This is a genomic window from Streptomyces sp. NPDC000594, assembly GCF_040299965.1.
Lineage (GTDB): Bacteria > Actinomycetota > Actinomycetes > Streptomycetales > Streptomycetaceae > Streptomyces.
The window spans coordinates 36,446-52,551 of record NZ_JBEPCY010000036.1 but is presented as its reverse complement, the minus strand read 5'-3'; the positions used below and the strand labels follow the sequence as shown (position 1 = coordinate 52,551).

The following is a 16,106-nucleotide window of genomic DNA, read 5'->3' as shown; positions in this document are numbered from 1 at the left end:
GCCCGGGATCCGGGCGCGGCTCAGCCGACGGGGCGCTCCGCCAGGGCCGCCGGGGGCTCGTCGTCCAGCTCCACCGCGAGCGGGAAGGGCGCATGCCCCGCCAGCCGGAACCAGCGGACCTTGCGGTGCCGGCGCAGCGCCCGCGCCGCCCGTACCGCGTCGTTGTGGAAGCGGCGGGCCATGGGCACCCGGCGGACCGCCTGGCCCAGTTCGGTGGTGGCCTCCTCGCCACCGGGGACCGCGCGCACCGCCTCGACCTGCGCCGGATCGGAGAAGACCGCGCGCAGGGCGGCGCTCAGCTCGCTCTCGGCGACCTCGCGGTGCTCCTCCTCGGCCTGCCGGGCGGCGTGCGCCGCCTCGTACAGGACGATCGAGGCGGCCGGGTCCAGCACCCCGGAGCTGGCGAGTTCCTGGGTGACCGAGGCCCTGCGCAGCAGCTGCGCGTCGAGGGCGGCGCGGGCCGCGTCGATACGGGTGTGCAGGCGGTCCAGCCGCCCGGCGGTCCAGCTCAGATACATGCCGATGGCGAGCAGGGCGAGAAGGATCCAGATGAGCGTTGCGGTCACGGTCGGCAAGGCTACCGGCGGCCCCGGGGGGTCGGTCGCAGCCCCCGGGGGTCAGTGGCGGGCGAGTCCCAGCCGGGTGCGGAGCGTGGGCCGGTCGTCGGTGGCCACCGAGGAGGCGCCGTCGGTGACCGTCTCGTACACCGCGAGGATGTCCGCGCCCACCGTGGACCAGTCGAAGCGGCGCACATGGGCACTGCCCCGGGCGCGCAGTCCGGCGCGGCGCTCGGGGTCGCCGAGGAGCCGGACGGCCGCCTCCGCGAGCGCCCCGGCGTCCTCGTTGGCGAAGAGTTCCCCGGCCGCGCCCTGGTCGAGGACCTGGGCGAAGGCGTCGAGGTCGCTGGCGAGGACGGGAGCGCCCGCGGACATCGCCTCGACCAGGACGATGCCGAAGCTCTCGCCGCCGGTGTTGGGCGCCACATAGAGGTCGACGCTGCGCAGCAGCCGTGCCTTGTCCTCGTCGCTGATCATGCCGAGGAACTCGACGGCGCCGCGCATCTCGCGGGGCAGCGAGGCCACCGCCTCCTCCTCGTCGCCGCGCCCGGCCACCAGCAGCCGGGTCCCGGGGCGGGCGGCGAGGATCGCGGGGAGCGCCTTCATCAGGACGGGGAGCCCCTTGCGGGGTTCGTCGATCCGGCCGATGAAGCCGATGGTGCCGCCCTGCCACGCGCTCTTGGGTTCGGCCTTCTCGAAGTAGCCGACATCGACGCCGTTGGGGATGGTGACGGCGTCGCCGCCGAGGTGTTCCACCAGGGTGCGCCGGGCGTACTCGCTGACGGCGATCCGGGCGCTGATCTTCTCCAGCGCGGGCTGGAGGATCGGATAGGCGGCGATCATCGCCCGGGAGCGGGGGTTGGAGGTGTGGAAGGTGGCCACGATCGGACCCTGCGCCGCCCAGCAGGCGAGCAGCCCCAGTGAGGGGGAGGTCGGCTCATGGATGTGGATCACGTCGAAGGTGCCCTCATGGAGCCAGCGGCGCACCCGGGCGGCGGAGAGGAAGCCGAAGTTCAGCCGGGCGACGGAGCCGTTGTAGGGCACCGGGACGGCCCGGCCCGCGGAGACCACGAACGGCGGCAGCGGGGTGTCGTCGTCGGCGGGGGCCAGGACGGAGACCTGGTGGCCGAGGCGGATGAGGTGGTCGGCGAGGTCCCGGATGTGGAACTGGACGCCGCCGGGTACGTCCCAGGAGTACGGGCAGACAATGCCGATCTTCATGTGCGGGCCTTCCGGGGGCGGGGCTCCAGATCCGCGAGCCACAGCCGTTGCAGCATGTGCCAGTCCTCGGGGTGCTCCGCGATCCCGGCGGCATAGGCGTCGGCCAGCTGCTGGGTCATGGCGGCGGAGCGCTCGGCGCGGGTGCCCTCACCGGGGACCTCGACGGGCGGGTGGACCCTCCCGTACATCCGGGGCTCGTCCCCGTACCAGAGGGTGACGGGGAGCAGCAGCGCCCCGGTCTGCTGGGCGAGGAGGGCGGGTCCGGCGGGCATCCGGGCCGGTTCGCCGAAGAAGTCGACCTCCACACCGGATTCGGTGAGGTCGCGGTCGGCGACCAGGCAGACCAGGCCGCCCGCGCGCAGCCGGCGGGCGAGGGTGCCGAAGGCGGCGCCGCCGGCGTGCGGCAGGACCTCCATGCCCAGGGAGCGGCGGTAGGCGACGAACCGGTCGTAGAGGGATTCCGGTTTGAGCCGTTCGGCGACGGTGGTGAAGGGGGTGTCGAGGGCACGGGTGACCCAGGCGCCGGCGAGGTCCCAGTTGGCCAGGTGCGGCAGGGCGAGGATCACGCCCCGGCCGGCGGCGAGGCCGTCGGTGAGATGGTGGAGATCCTTGATCTCGACATCCCGGCGGATGCTCTCGGCGCTGCGGACCGGCAGCCGGAAGGACTCCATCCAGTACCGGGTGTACGAGCGCATCCCGGCGCGGGTGAGGGCGGCGAGGCGCTCGGGTCCGGCGTCCGGCACCACCCGGGCGAGATTGGCCTCCAGCCGGAGGACGCCGGGGCCGCGCCGGCGCCAGGCCGCGTCCGCGAGGCTCCGCCCCAGCCGTGCGGCCACGGGCTCCGGCAGTCTGCGGACCGCGCTCCAGCCCATGCCGTAGAGGCCGTCGGTGAGGCGGTCGCGGATCACTTCGCCTCGGCCTCGCTCTGGCGGGCGGCCTCGGCGGCGGCGGCGTCGGCCTCGGCGGACTCCCGGCGGACGGTGACCACCCGCTGGCCGAGGGTGACGGCACTGCCCACGGCGACCACCCACAGGGCGATCGGCAGCAGGATCTCGATGCCGGGGACGCCGAAGCCGGCCAGACCGGCCAGTCCGGCGGCGACCAGCGAGATCACCAGTCGCTCGGCCCGTTCGACCAGGCCGTTGACGGCGACGGGGAGGCCGATGGCCTCGCCGCGGGCCTTGGTGTACGAGACGACCTGGCCGCTCGCCAGACAGAAGATGGCGACCGCGCAGAGGACGTTGTTGTCGCCCTGACCCGCGTACCAGAGGGCGAATCCGCCGAAGATCGCGCCATCGGCGACCCGGTCGAGGGTGGAGTCGAGAAACGCCCCCCAGCGGCTGGAGATGCCCGCCTGACGGGCCATATTGCCGTCGATCAGGTCGGAGAAGACGAACAGGGTGATGACGATGGTGCCCCAGAAGAACTCTCCCCGGGGGAAGAAGACCAGCGCACCCGCCATCACTCCGGCCGTTCCGACGAGGGTGACCGCGTCCGGGCTCACGCCACGGCGGAGGAGGAACGCGGCGATCGGAGTGAGGACACGCGTGAAGAATGCACGCGCGTACTTGTTCAGCATGGCCTTCCCGGGGTTCTTCGGGTTCTCTCGGTGGGCCGGGTGGCCCATCGGCACGCCCGGCTGGCCCATCGTAGCCAGGACCGGGCCGCCGTACCGCCGGGACCCGGTCCGGCGGGGTGCGCGCGCCCGTCCCGCGCCCCGCTCCGCGCCCGGTGCGGCGGGGCGCGGCGGGGGCGGCCGGCGGGGGCGCGAAGCCATGGTGGGGGGCGTGTACGGGGCCGGGATCCGGCCGTCGGACGGCTTCCGGACGCCCCGGGTGGTGTCCGATGTATGGACGGGGTACCGCCGGAGTGGAAAGCTCGAAGGACGACCGGTGACCGGTCCCTCCGGGCCCGGCCGGCTCACGCGACTCACACAGATCACACGGCTCACACGGCTCATATGGACCCGTACGACCGCGGGCGGCGCGTCGGAGCCGCCCCCGGACGCCCTCCGCGGGCCGCCGCGCGGCCCTCGGCACCGTCCGGACCTCCCGCGTTCCCGCGGCGCTCGGTGAGAGAGGGTCCCCCACCGTGCCATCGACGCCCCGCCGTCGGTGCGGACGACCGGATCGATCGGGAGGCATCATCCATGGGCGACAAGGCGCACATCCACCCCGGAGCCGCCGGCCGGGCGACAGCGGCCGACCGGCCCACGTCCCTGCGGAATGTGGTGCTGGTCGGCCACAGCGGAGCGGGCAAGACCACCCTGATCGAGGCCCTGGCGCTGACCACCGGGGCGGTCAATCGGGCGGGGCGGGTCGAGGACGGCTCGACCGTCTCCGACCACGACGAGATGGAGCACCGCCAGCAGCGGTCCGTCCAGCTCTCGCTCGTCCCGGTCACCTGGGAGGGCTACAAGATCAATCTACTGGACACCCCCGGCTACGCCGATTTCGTCGGGGAGCTGAGGGCCGGTCTGCGGGCGGCGGACGCGGCCCTCTTCGTCGTCTCGGCGGCGCAGGAGGCGTCGGCGGTCGCGGGCGCCACCCGGGCGGTGTGGGAGGAGTGCGCGGCGGTGGGGATGCCGAGGGCGATCGTCGTCACCCATCTGGAGACCGCGCGGACCGGCTTCGACGAGCTGATCGAGGTGTGCTCCCGGCTCTTCGGCGGGGACGACCCGGACGCCGTCCTCCCCCTCTATCTGCCCCAGTACGGCCCGGCGGGCCCGGACGGGCACGCCCCGGTCACCGGGCTCGCGGGGCTGCTCTCCCGGAAGATCTTCGACTACACGGCCGGGGAGCGGAAGGAGAGCGCGCCCGACGCCGCGCGGACGGCGGTGATCGACGCGGCCCGCGACCGGCTCATCGAGGGGATCATCGCCGAGAGCGAGGACGAGACCCTGATGGACCGCTATCTGGCGGGCGAGGAGATCGATCTCGGCACCCTCGTCGAGGACCTGGAGAAGGCGGTGGCGCGCGGCACCTTCCATCCGGTGCTGGTGGCCGCGCCCGCGCCGCCCGGGGCGAAGCAGGGGCTCGGGACGGTGGAGCTGCTGGAGCTGATCACCGGTGGCTTCCCGACCCCGCCGGAGCGCGAGTGCCCGGAGCTGACCACCCCCGGTGGCGCCCCCCGGCCCCGGCTCGGCTGCGACCCGGACGGACCGCTGGTGGCCGAGGTGGTGAAGACCTCCTCCGACCCCTATGTGGGACGGATCTCGCTGGTCCGGGTCTTCTCCGGCACCCTGCGGCCCGATGAGACCGTGCATGTCTCCGGGCACGGGCTGGCCGACCGGGGGCACGAGGACCACGATGTGGACGAGCGGGTCGGCGCGCTCACCGTCCCGTTCGGCAGGCACCAGCGCCCGCTGAACCGGGTGATCGCCGGGGATCTGGCCTGTGTGGCCAAGCTGTCCCGGGCGGAGACCGGGGACACCCTCTCGGCCAAGGACGACCCGCTGCTGATGGCGCCGTGGACCATGCCCGACCCGCTGCTGCCGCTGGCGGTACGGGCGCACAGCAAGGCGGACGAGGACAAGCTCTCCCAGGGTCTGGCCCGGCTCGCCGCCGAGGACCCGACCCTGCGGCTGGAGCAGAATCAGGCCACCCATCAGGTGGTGCTGTGGTGTCTGGGCGAGGCCCACGGCGAGGTGGCCCTGGAGCGGCTGCGCGGCCGGTACGGGGTCCGGGTCGATGTGGTCCCGTACCAGGTGCCGCTGCGGGAGACCTTCGGCGGCCGGGCGACCGGGCGGGGGCGGCATGTGAAACAGTCCGGCGGCCACGGCCAGTTCGCGATCTGCGAGATCGCGGTGGAGCCGCTGCCCGCCGGGGCGGGCGTCGAGTTCGTCGACAAGGTGGTGGGCGGCGCGGTGCCGCGCTCCTTCATCCCCTCGGTGGAGAAGGGGGTACGGGCCCAGGCGGCACGCGGTCTCCTCGCCGGGCATCCGCTGGTGGACATCCGGGTCACCCTGCTCGACGGCAAGGCGCACTCGGTGGACTCCTCCGACGCGGCCTTCCAGACGGCGGGCGCGCTGGCGCTGCGGGAGGCGGCGGCGGGGACCGGGCTCCATCTGCTGGAGCCGGTGGCCGAGGTGCGGGTGCTGGTCCCCGACGACTATGTGGGCCCGGTGATGAGCGATCTCTCGGGACGGCGCGGCCGGGTCGTCGGCACCGAACAGGCGCCCGGGGGCCGCACCCTGGTCCGGGCCGAGGTGCCGGAGATCGAGATCAGCCGGTACGCGATCGATCTGCGCTCCCTCGCCCATGGCACCGGGCAGTTCGCGCGGGCGTACGCCCGTCATGAGCCGATGCCTCCGCACATCGCCGACCGGGTCCGGGCGGAGGGAACGGCCGCCTGACCCACCGCCCGACCCACCGCCGGGGCGGCCCGGGGTGGTCCGGGGCGCGGCCGGAGTGTGGCCGTGCCCCCACCGCGCCCGGCCGCGCCCTTCCGCTCCCCTCCGCGCCCTGAGGGGAGCCGCCCGCGCGGACGGTCGCTTTCCGGCACACTCCGCGGCTTTTCCGTCCGGCCCGTCAACTCCCGTGACGCAGACGACACACCCCGGATACGCTGAGGCGCCCAGCTCACAGGTGTGCCGGGCGCGCCGGTCGGGAACAGGCCGCACAGCGAGGTGAAGCGGCGATGGGGGCGGTAAGTGACGAGTGACGGTTTCGATTTCAGTCCCGGAGCACAGGTTCCGCTCATGGGATCGGCCGGACAGACCGCGGCGACACACGCGCTGGCCTCGGCCGCGTACCGTGACAGCCCGGCCGAGGACATCCTCAAGGCCAACAACGAGTGGCACAAGTCCGAGGTGAAACGAGGGAAACTCTCCCTCTTCGAGCCCAACCTCGGCGAGGCGTTCTCCCACGCGGTCAAGGTGCGGATGCTGGGCGGCGCGCGCGGCGCGCTGATCCAGTCCTTCGGCATGGAGCCCCAGACGGTGGTCGAGCACTGTCTCGCCGCCGCCCATATCCGCAAGGAGCGCGACACCAGGCTGACGGTCATCATGGTCGTCTGCGGGCTGCTGTTCCTGCCCGGACTGCTCGCCTGGATGGCCGTCTTCCAGCTGCGCCGCACCATCGCCGGGGCACAGAACAAGCACGCCGGATTCCTCGGGACCGCGCTGCTCATAGCCCTCGGCCTGTTCGCGCTGCTGCTGCTGATCCGGCTGCCGTTCGCCGGGTTCTGGGCCTTCTACCTCCGGGGCGCGATCATCGCCCCGGTGGTGGGCTGGCTGCTGGCGCAGCGGATCTGCGAGTCCACCGCGAAGGATCTGCGGGCCCGCTGGGACGATCTGGCGGGCGGCAGCGGCATCGGGGCCAAGGTGCCCGACGCGGTGCCCGGCAACCCCGGTGACAAGTCCCGTGAGCAGCTGCGCCAGGGGCTCCACAAGCTCACCGCCGAGCAGCACTCCAACTCCGCCTTCTACGCGGGCCCCAAGGGGATCCTGGGCATGGGCACCCGCTGGGGCAGCTGGCAGCTGGCGGAGGAACTGGTCCCCCGGGATCCCGGCAAGGAGATCAACCAGTTCCGCAGCTGGGATGTGATCCGGGCGATCCACGACCGGCTGAAGCTGCTGGAGCGCGGCCCGCTGAACTCGGGCGGCTTCCCCACCCCCTCGGTCAAGCACTGGATCGTCTGCCCGGTCGCCGAGGGAGCGGGCTCGGTCTCCCGGCCCAGCGGCCAGGAGGTGGACAACTTCCAGATCAAGGGCCACGAGATACAGCGCATCTGCAACCACCAGCAGTTCGGCAGCGGCAACCGCCACTACCTCGGGGTCCAGTTCACCCTCTGGGACGGCCAGCTGATCATCACCATGATGATCACGGTCACGGTGCTCCATGAGACGCTGCGGGTGGAGGTCACCGGACACGCTCTGGGGCCGGTGCACGGCCTGTTCACCACCAAGTCCTCGCCGAAGACGGTGACGGTGAACAAGACGATCCGCTTCTGGGAGACCCGGACCCGGACCCTGCCGCTGGTGGACACCAAGGAAGTGGTGCGGCTGATGGTCCGCGCCCCGCTGACCTGGTATCCGCCGCTGCTGGACTTCCTCGGCGGCAAGCTGGCGCTGCCGGAGCCCTTCGGACTGCGGCACGCCTGGGCGGAGAAGCCGTGGCGGCACCGGTTCATGGCGGACGACGCGCTGCGCGCCGCCACCCCGGTCCTGCGGGCGGCGCACGCGGCGGCGCTGAAGGTGCTGGAGGAGAACGGCGTGGACACCGACCGCTTCGCGGGCCGTTCGCTCGCGGTGGGCGGCGGGATCCAGGACGCGGCACCGAAGAAGGCGGACCTCTACGACGCCTGAGCCCGGGCAGGACGGTCCACGGCCCCGGTCGGCATCCTCGCCGGCCGGGGCCGTTCCCTGTCCGCTGTGGGTCCGCCGGTGGGCCGTGCCGGGCGCCGGGCCCGGGGCGCCGGGCACGGCGGGGGCACAGCCGGAGGGCTCAGTCCTCCTGGTCGGCGGGCCAGACCGCCGCCAGCATCGAGCGGGTGTCCGCGAGCAGCTGCGGCAGCACCTTCGTATGCCCGACGACCGGCATGAAGTTGGTGTCCCCGCCCCAGCGCGGCACGATGTGCTGATGCAGATGGGCGGCGATCCCCGCCCCCGCCGCGAGGCCCTGGTTCATCCCGATGTTGAACCCATGGGCGCCCGAGGCCGCCCGTAGCGCCGTCATCGCCCGCTTGGTGAAGAGGGCCAGCTCGGCGGTCTCCTCCTCGTCCAGCTCGGTGTAGTCGGCGACATGGCGGAACGGGACCACCATCAGATGCCCGCCGTTGTACGGGTAGAGGTTGAGCACCGCGTACACGGCGGAGCCGCGCGCGATCACCAGCCCGTCCTCGTCGGACTTGGCGGGGATGTCGCAGAAGGGGCAGCCGTCCCCGGCTTTGGGCCCGCTCGGCTTGTTCTCGCCCTGGATGTAGGCCATCCGGTGGGGCGTCCACAGACGCTGGAACGCGTCGGGCGTCCCCACTCCGATCTGCTGCTCCGGCTCACTCGTCATGCTGTGCAGCATATGGCGTCCCCCATACGGAACGTGTCGCCGGGGGCGGAGGCGGTGCCCGCCCCGCGATGCTGGGCGGATGGACGAAGAGAGCAGGCTGTGGCGGTGGCGGCGGCGCACCGAGGTCCCGCTGTTCGTGGCCTCGGGGCTGTTCCTCGGCTGCTACGCGGTCCGGGTGCTCGCCCATGGGCTCGGTCCGGGCTGGAAGGACCTGCTGCTGGCGGTGACCTATGGGACCTGGGCGCTCTTCGTGATCGACTATGCGGTGCGCTGGCGGCTCAGCGGCGAGGGGGCCGCCTTCCTCCACCGGCATCCGATGGACGCCCTGGTGGTGCTGCTGCCGCTGCTGCGCCCGCTGCGGATCGTCCAGCTCTACGAGACGGTGCACCGCCGGCGGGCCGAGGCCCGGCTGTCGCTGTACGCGCGGGTGATCGCGTACGCGGGGATCTCGGCGCTGCTGCTGGGGTTCGCCGGGGCGCTCACCGTCTACAGCGCGGAGCGCGGGGCGCCGGGGGCCACGATCAAGGACTTCGGGGACTCGGTCTGGTGGGCCTGCTCCACCCTGACCACGGTGGGGTACGGGGATGTCACCCCGGTGACGGCGCTCGGGCGGACCGTGGCGGTGGGGATGATGGCCGGGGGCATGGCGCTACTGGGGGCGGTGACCGGCTCGTTCTCGTCCTGGCTGATCCAGACCTTCACCCTGGACGAGGACACGGGGCCCCCGGGGAGAACCCCGGGAGCCCCGTAATCACTGTCAGGCGCGGCGTGCCAGGCCGATCCGGAGGTGTCCGGCCGGTCAGACCTGGACGCGGTCCGCGACGACCTGCTCCAGCTTGGCCAGCGCCTCGTCGCGCGGGATGCCGTTCTCCTGGGAGCCGTCGCGGTAGCGGAAGGAGACCGTGCCCGCGTTCATGTCCTCGTCACCGACGATGATCATGAACGGGACCTTCAGCTTCTGCTGGTTGCGGATCTTCTTCTGCATCCGGTCCGAGGAGGCGTCCACGTCGACCCGCAGGCCCCGCTTCCGGGCGTCGGCCGCGAAGGACTGGAGGTACTCGACATGGGCGTCCCCGATCGGGATGCCGACCGCCTGGACCGGTGCCAGCCACGGCGGCATGGCGCCCGCGTAGTGCTCCAGGAGCACCGCGAAGAACCGCTCGATCGAGCCGAAGAGGGCCCGGTGGATCATGACCGGCCGCTGCCGGGAGCCGTCCGGGGAGGTGTACTCCAGGTTGAACCGCTCCGGCAGGTTGAAGTCCAGCTGGATGGTGGACATCTGCCAGGTCCGGCCGATGGCGTCCCGCGCCTGGACGGAGATCTTGGGGCCGTAGAAGGCGGCGCCACCCGGGTCGGGGGTGAGCGGCAGCCCCTGCTTCACGGCCACCTCCCGCAGCACCTCGGTGGCCTCTTCCCAGGTCTCGTCCGAGCCGACGTACTTCTCCGGGTCCTTGGTGGACAGCTCCAGATAGAAGTCGGTCAGACCGTAGTCCCGCAGCAGATCGAGGACGAAGGTGAGGGTGCGGTCCAGCTCCTCGGCCATCTGCTCACGGGTGCAGTAGATGTGCGCGTCGTCCTGGGTGAAGCCCCGGGCACGGGTCAGTCCGTGCACCACACCCGACTTCTCGTGGCGGTAGACCGTGCCGAACTCGAACAGCCGCAGCGGCAGCTCGCGGTAGGAGCGCCCCCGGGCGTCGAAGATCAGATTGTGCATCGGGCAGTTCATCGGCTTGAGGTAGTAGTCCGTACCACCGTCGAGCTGCATGGGGGGGTACATGCCCTCCGCGTACCAGTCCAGGTGGCCGCTCTTCTCGAAGAGGGCGCCCTTGGTGGCGTGCGGGGTGTAGACGAACTCGTACCCCTCCTGCTCGTGCCGCTTGCGGGAGTAGTCCTCCATCACCCGGCGGACGATGCCGCCGCGCGGGTGGAAGACGGCGAGGCCGGAGCCGATCTCGTCGGGGACGGAGAAGAGGTCCAGCTCGGAGCCGAGCCGGCGGTGGTCGCGCTTCTCGGCCTCGGCGAGGAACTCCAGGTACTGCTTCAGCTCGTCCTTGGTCGGCCAGGCGGTGCCGTAGATCCGCTGGAGCATCGGGTTCTTCTCGCTGCCGCGCCAGTACGCGGCGGCGTTGCGCATCAGCTTGAACGCCGGGATGTTCCGGGTGGAGGGCAGGTGGGGACCCCGGCAGAGGTCCTTCCAGCACAGCTCGCCGGTCTTGGCGTCCAGATTGTCGTAGATGGTCAGCTCACCGGCGCCCACCTCGACATCCGCGCCGTCGTCGCTGGAGGCGGAGCCCTTGAGGCCGATCAGCTCCAGCTTGTACGGCTCGTCCGCCAGCTCCGCACGGGCCTCGTCGTCGCCGACGACCCGGCGGGAGAAGCGCTGGCCGCGCTTCTGGATCTCCTGCATCTTCTTCTCGACGGCCTTGAGATCCTCGGGCGTGAACGGCTTCTCGACATCGAAGTCGTAGTAGAAGCCGTCCTTGACCGGCGGGCCGATACCGAGCTTGGCCTCGGGGAACAGCTCCTGCACGGCCTGGGCCATGACATGCGCGGTGGAGTGGCGCAGGATGTTCAGCCCGTCCTCGGAGGAGATGTCGACGGGCTCGACCTCCTCGCCGTCCCGCACCTCGTAGGTGAGGTCCTTCAGCTCGCCGGCCACCCGGGCGGCGACGACCGAGCGCTCACCGGTGAAGAGGTCCGCGGCCGTCGTGCCCGTGGCCACCACGCGTTCTTCCCGCTCGGAATCGCGTTGGATGATCACACGGACGTCTGACACCGGTCTCTCCTGACGGCTGGGGGTCGCGCCAGCGGATACTGCGCGCGCCTTGAATCGTACCGAGCCCGGGGGCCCGGCCGCGAAACGGATTCCCCCCGGACCGCCGCCGGACCGCCTCCCGGCCGCCCCGCCGGGCGTGGCGGCCGCGGCGCGGGTCCCCGTATCCACACCGTCACACCCGGTGACCACGAGAGCCGGGCGGGGTACCGAGGGCCGCCGGACCCGCCCGGTCTCCCCCGCCCACTGTCCCCACCCGCTCACCGCCCCCGGCGGCCCGTCAGCCGGCGCGTGCGCCAACCGTGTTCCCGGCGCCCGCGTACGGCGCAAACCACAGGGGTATCACCGAAGCGACAGCGGGTGGCCGCCATCTGCCCGGCGGGGGCGGGGAGTTCGGGGAGTAACGAGGGATGACGCTCTGGTTCGACGGCCCCCTGGCCGCGTTCGACACCGAGACCACAGGGGTCGATGTGGAGAAGGACCGCATCGTGTCCGCCGCGGTCGTGGTCCAGGAGACGGCGGGGGGACGCCCGCGGATCACCCGGTGGCTGGTGAACCCCGGGATCCCGGTACCGCCCGAGGCCACCGATGTGCACGGGCTGACCGACGACCATGTCCAGCGCAACGGCCGCTGGCCCGCGCCGGTGATGGACGAGATCGCGCGGGCGCTGGCCGACCAGTGCGCGGCGGGCCGCCCGCTGGTGGTGATGAACGCCCCGTTCGATCTGACGATCCTCGACCGTGAGCTGCGCCGGCACCGGGCCGCCCCGCTCGCCCGCTATCTGGAGCGGACCCCGCTGACCGTGCTGGACCCCCGGGTCCTCGACCGCCAGCTGGACCGCTACCGCAAGGGCCGCCGCAAGCTCACCGATCTCTGCTCCCAGTACGAGGTGGTGCTCGACGGGGCGCACGACCCGGCGGCCGACGCGATGGCCGCACTGGAGGTGACCCGGGCGGTGGCCCGGCGCTTCGCCCCCCGGATGGAGCGGCTGACCCCGGCGGAGCTGCACACCCTCCAGCGGGCCTGGCACGCCGCGCAGGCCCGGGGGCTCCAGGCGTGGTTCGCCCGCAGCGGCACCCCGGAGACGGTGGACCCGGCCTGGCCGCTCCGCTCCGAACTGCCCGCCGTCGCCTGACCGGAGCGTGCGCGCGAGCGCGCCGGGGACGGCGAAAGGCCGGTCCGTCGACGACGGACCGGCCTTTCCTGTGTGGGCGATACTGGGATCGAACCAGTGACCTCTTCGGTGTGAACGAAGCGCTCTCCCGCTGAGCTAATCGCCCGGGAACGGACTGAACCATACAGGCCCCGGTGGGCCGCCTTCAAATTCATCGGCCCCCGAGGCCCTCCCGGGTCCCGGGATCCGGGGCGCGCCGGGGGCCGCCCCGGCGCAGCAGCGCGGTCAGCCCCCGCCGTCCGGCCCGCATCATCAGGGTGTGATTGGCCCGGAGCAGCGGGCGGGCGAGCGGGGTCAGCCGGCGCAGCAGCGGCCGCCGCACCACCACCTCCTGGTCGAAGACGGCCCGGGTGCCGTCCCCGTGGGCGGTCAGCCGCCAGCGGGCCCGGCCGGTCAGATCGCCCTCCATCTCCAGCTCCAGCACCCCGGCGGCGGGGTCCCGGCGCAGCGCGCGGGCGGTGATCCGGATCTCGTACGGGAGAACGGAGCGGATGCGCGCGGCGGCGGCGCCCTCGCCGAGGGGGACCACCTCCCGGATCTGGGGCCACCAGCGGGGGTAGTCACCGGCCCGCTCCAGAACGGCGCGGACGGCGTCCGGCGGGGCGGGCAGCTCCCAGACGGTATGGAAGCGGAAGCGGTTCCTGTCCATGTCCGCAGTGTGCGGCACGGTGAGCGGCGGCCCGTGCGGCGTGCCGGGGTGTACGGGGAGGTGCCGGGGGGTCCCGGGTGCGCGGGCCTCCCCGTACTCACCGGCCGGCTGAGTACCTGTACGGATGTCCGGGCCCGGTGGCGCGGGCCACACTCGCCGGTATGAAACCTGGTGTCACCCGGGAGACCCTCGCCGGGGAACTGGCGGCTGTCGACCGTGAACTCTTCCGACTCGACGCCCACCGGGGCCGGTTGCTGACCCGGCGGGCCTGGCTGGTCGCCGCCCTCCAGGCGCCGGCCGCGCACCCGGGTGCTCCCGCCCCCTCGTCCCCCGGGGCGCCGGTATCCCCCGAGGCCTCCGCGGCCCGTACCCAGAACACCCTGCTCGCCCTGGGCGGACTGCTGCTGGTGGTCGCCGCCGTGGCGTTCACCCTGGTGGGCTGGGGCCATCTGGGCATCGGCGGCCGGGCGGCCGTCCTGGGCGGCGCCACCGCGGCGGCGCTCGGGGCGCCCCTGGTCCTGCTGCGCCGGGGGCTCGTCTCCACCGCGGAGTCGCTGGGCGCGCTGGGGCTGGCGCTGACCGCGCTGGACGCGTACGCCCTGCACCGGGTCGCCCTCTCCGGAGTGGACGGTACGGGGTACGCGGCGGGCGCGGCGGCGGTGCTGGCCGGGGTCTGGGCGGGGTACGGCAGGGTCGTACCGGCGCTGCGGATCCCGCTGCCCTCGGCGGTGGTCGCGGCCCAACTCCCGCTGCCGCTCGCGGCGGTGTCCGGCGCTCCCGGGTGGGCGCTGGAGTGGGCGCTGCTGGTGACGGCGGCGGGCACGGCCGTGGTCGCGCTCCGGGCGGGCCGGGCGGCCGTCCGCCGCACGGCCGTGGTGGGCGCGGCGCTGACCGGCGGCGGCGCCCTGCTGCTCGCGGGGTCCGCCACCCTGCCGGTGGCCTCCCTCGCGCAGACGGCCGGTCCGGCGGCGCTGCTGACCGTCGCGGCCGGGGTGGCGCTGGCCGTCGCCGCGCGCACCGCGCACGCCGTCGCGGCACGGGTGCTCGCCTCCATGGCGGCCCTGTCGCTGATCGCGGGCGCCGGGGCGGTGATCCGTACCGGACTGCCCGATGGCTGGGCCGGACCGGCGTATCTCCTCTGCGCGACGGCGGTGGCGGCGGCGCTGTACTCACCGGTACGGGGTCGGCTGTCCGCGCCGGTCCGTGCGGGCCTCGCGGGCGCGGCGGGCGGGGTGCACGCGGTGGTCCTGCTCACGGCGGTGCCCACGCTGTTCCTCGCGCTCACCGGGCCGCTCTCGCTGCTCGACGGGGTCTGGACGGCACCGGCCCCCGACGCACGGGCCGCCCTCGCCTCCGCTTCCCCCGGCGCGACCCCGGCGGCGGCCTGCGCGGTGCTGCTGCTCTGCGCCCTGGCCCTGACGGCGCTCACCCGTGTGCTGCCGTCGCCCGCCACGACCGGAGCCACCGACTCCGCCGAGTCAACCGCATCCACCGCATCCACCGAGTCCGGATCCGTCCCGGCCGGAGCACCCGCCGGGCAGCTGTCCGCCGCGGTGCGCCGGGCGGACTCCGAGGTCGCGACGGCCGGTGCGGTGGGTCTGGGGTGGGCCGCGGCCTTCCTGGGGCCCGCCGCGGTGGGGCTCGGCTACGGGGCGACCCTGGCCGTCCAGGCGCTGGTCACGGTGGTCGCGCTGGCGGTCGCCGGGCTGCCGGTCCGGGACGGGCGGTGGCCCTCGGCGGCCGGGGCGGTCGCCGTCGGCGGCGCGCTCGCCGGGGCGGTGAGCACGGCCCTGCTGTCGCTGGCGACCCGGACCGCCACCTTCTCGGTCCTCGGCCTTCTGCTCGCCGCCCTGGTCGCGGCGGCGGTGGTCTCCCGGGCCGGGCGGGCGGTCCGCTCGGCGGTGGTCTGCGGTGCCGTCGCCGCCGCCACCGCGCTGCTGCTCGCCGTCGCACGGGCGGCCGATCTCACCGACGGTGCCACGGGGCTGCTGCTCGTCGTGGTGCCCGCGCTGGTGGCGCTGGTCGCCGGGGCGCTGCGGGGCCACCCGGTGACGGTGCCGCTGGAGGCGTCGGGCATCGCCGTGGGCGCGCTCGCGGCCCTGGCCGCCTCCCCGGAGCTGCCGATGTTCGCGCTGGTGTGCGCGGCGGGCGGGGTGATCGCGGCGGCCACGGCGGTACGGGAGGACCGGCGGCGGCTCGCCGCTGGCGCGTCGGCGGCGCTCTTCCTGCTGGCGACCTGGGCCCGGCTGGCGGCGTGGGAGATCACGACCCCGGAGGCGTTCACCCTGCCCCTGGCGATCCCGGCGCTGGTGGTGGGGGCGGTACGGCGGCGGCGCGCCCCGGAGACGGACTCCTGGGCGGCGTACGGGCCGGGGCTGGCACTCGGGCTGGGGCCGAGCCTCCCGGCGCTCCTGGGGGACGGTCACTGGCTCCGTCCGCTGCTGCTGGGGCTGGCCGCGCTGGTGGTCACGCTCCTCGGCGCGCACCACCGGCTGCGGGCCCCGCTGACGGCAGGGGGCGCGGTCCTGGCGCTGGTCACGGCGCATGAGCTGGCCCCGTACGCGGTACAGGTGGTGGACGCGCTGCCGCGCTGGGCGCCGCCCGCCCTCGCCGGAGCGCTGCTGCTCGCCGTCGGCGCCACCTATGAGCAGCGGCTGCGGGAGGTGCGCCGGGCACGCAGGGCGCTGGGCCGGCTGCACTGAGCCAGGGGCCCCGAGGGGCGGGGCG

General features: G+C 73.8%; 12 protein-coding genes and 1 tRNA gene. 5 read left to right on the top strand and 8 right to left on the bottom strand.

Annotated features, from left to right (window positions below; genetic code table 11):
• Positions 1-20: 20 nt before the first annotated feature.
• From ABT354_RS31800 to pgsA, 4 genes are read right to left on the bottom strand one after another with little or no spacing between them, the layout of a single operon-like run.
• Positions 21-566 carry a hypothetical protein gene (locus tag ABT354_RS31800; protein WP_351500203.1) on the bottom strand — a complete coding sequence of 182 codons (546 nt, stop codon included), beginning with the start codon at positions 564-566 and terminating at the stop codon, positions 21-23.
• A gap of 51 nt (positions 567-617) precedes the next feature.
• On the bottom strand, positions 618-1,778 hold the full coding sequence (locus tag ABT354_RS31795; RefSeq protein ID WP_351500201.1) for a glycosyltransferase family 4 protein: 1,161 nt from the start codon (positions 1,776-1,778) through the stop codon (positions 618-620).
• Positions 1,775-2,683, bottom strand: a complete 909-nt coding sequence (locus ABT354_RS31790) for a phosphatidylinositol mannoside acyltransferase (protein ID WP_351500268.1) — start codon at positions 2,681-2,683, stop codon at positions 1,775-1,777. Before ABT354_RS31790 ends, ABT354_RS31795 begins: the two co-directional genes overlap by 4 nt.
• Positions 2,683-3,357, bottom strand: coding sequence for a phosphatidylinositol phosphate synthase (gene pgsA, locus ABT354_RS31785; protein ID WP_351500266.1), 675 nt, complete (start codon positions 3,355-3,357; stop codon positions 2,683-2,685). Before pgsA ends, ABT354_RS31790 begins: the two co-directional genes overlap by 1 nt.
• 570 nt (positions 3,358-3,927) lie before the next feature.
• On the opposite strand from pgsA, the gene ABT354_RS31780 reads away from it, so the two are divergent.
• Together ABT354_RS31780 and ABT354_RS31775 are read left to right on the top strand one after the other, a co-directional pair.
• The gene (locus tag ABT354_RS31780; protein WP_351500199.1) at positions 3,928-6,132 is read left to right on the top strand and encodes an elongation factor G-like protein EF-G2; all 2,205 of its coding nucleotides are present in this window, start codon (positions 3,928-3,930) and stop codon (positions 6,130-6,132) included.
• Positions 6,133-6,429: 297 nt separating this feature from the next.
• Positions 6,430-8,085: an AbeC-like domain-containing protein gene (locus ABT354_RS31775; protein WP_502983536.1), complete on the top strand. Its 1,656-nt coding sequence runs from the start codon at positions 6,430-6,432 to the stop codon at positions 8,083-8,085.
• A 139-nt stretch (positions 8,086-8,224) separates the two neighbouring features.
• Here the strand turns inward: ABT354_RS31775 and ABT354_RS31770 are convergent, their stop codons facing one another.
• Positions 8,225-8,794 (bottom strand): HIT family protein, encoded by a 570-nt coding sequence (locus ABT354_RS31770; protein WP_351500195.1) that lies wholly within the window; start codon positions 8,792-8,794, stop codon positions 8,225-8,227.
• Between the two features lie 67 nt (positions 8,795-8,861).
• On the opposite strand from ABT354_RS31770, the gene ABT354_RS31765 reads away from it, so the two are divergent.
• Entirely contained in the window at positions 8,862-9,533 is a 672-nt protein-coding gene (locus tag ABT354_RS31765) for a potassium channel family protein (RefSeq protein ID WP_351500193.1), read from the top strand.
• A 48-nt stretch (positions 9,534-9,581) separates the two neighbouring features.
• On the opposite strand, the gene thrS is transcribed toward ABT354_RS31765, so the two are convergent.
• Positions 9,582-11,558 carry a threonine--tRNA ligase gene (thrS, locus tag ABT354_RS31760; RefSeq protein ID WP_351500191.1) on the bottom strand — a complete coding sequence of 659 codons (1,977 nt, stop codon included), beginning with the start codon at positions 11,556-11,558 and terminating at the stop codon, positions 9,582-9,584.
• A 407-nt stretch (positions 11,559-11,965) separates the two neighbouring features.
• On the opposite strand from thrS, the gene ABT354_RS31755 reads away from it, so the two are divergent.
• Positions 11,966-12,691 (top strand): 3'-5' exonuclease, encoded by a 726-nt coding sequence (locus tag ABT354_RS31755; protein ID WP_351500189.1) that lies wholly within the window; start codon positions 11,966-11,968, stop codon positions 12,689-12,691.
• A gap of 73 nt (positions 12,692-12,764) precedes the next feature.
• Here ABT354_RS31755 and ABT354_RS31750 read toward each other — a convergent pair.
• Positions 12,765-12,836, bottom strand: a tRNA-Val gene (locus tag ABT354_RS31750).
• Positions 12,837-12,881: 45 nt separating this feature from the next.
• Positions 12,882-13,379 carry an SRPBCC family protein gene (locus ABT354_RS31745; RefSeq protein WP_351500187.1) on the bottom strand — a complete coding sequence of 166 codons (498 nt, stop codon included), beginning with the start codon at positions 13,377-13,379 and terminating at the stop codon, positions 12,882-12,884.
• Between the two features lie 161 nt (positions 13,380-13,540).
• Here ABT354_RS31745 and ABT354_RS31740 point away from each other — a divergent pair, with 161 nt between their 5' ends.
• A complete protein-coding gene (locus tag ABT354_RS31740) occupies positions 13,541-16,081 on the top strand; it encodes an SCO7613 C-terminal domain-containing membrane protein (RefSeq protein ID WP_351500185.1) in 2,541 nt (846 codons plus the stop codon).
• The last annotated feature ends 25 nt before the right edge of the window (positions 16,082-16,106 follow it).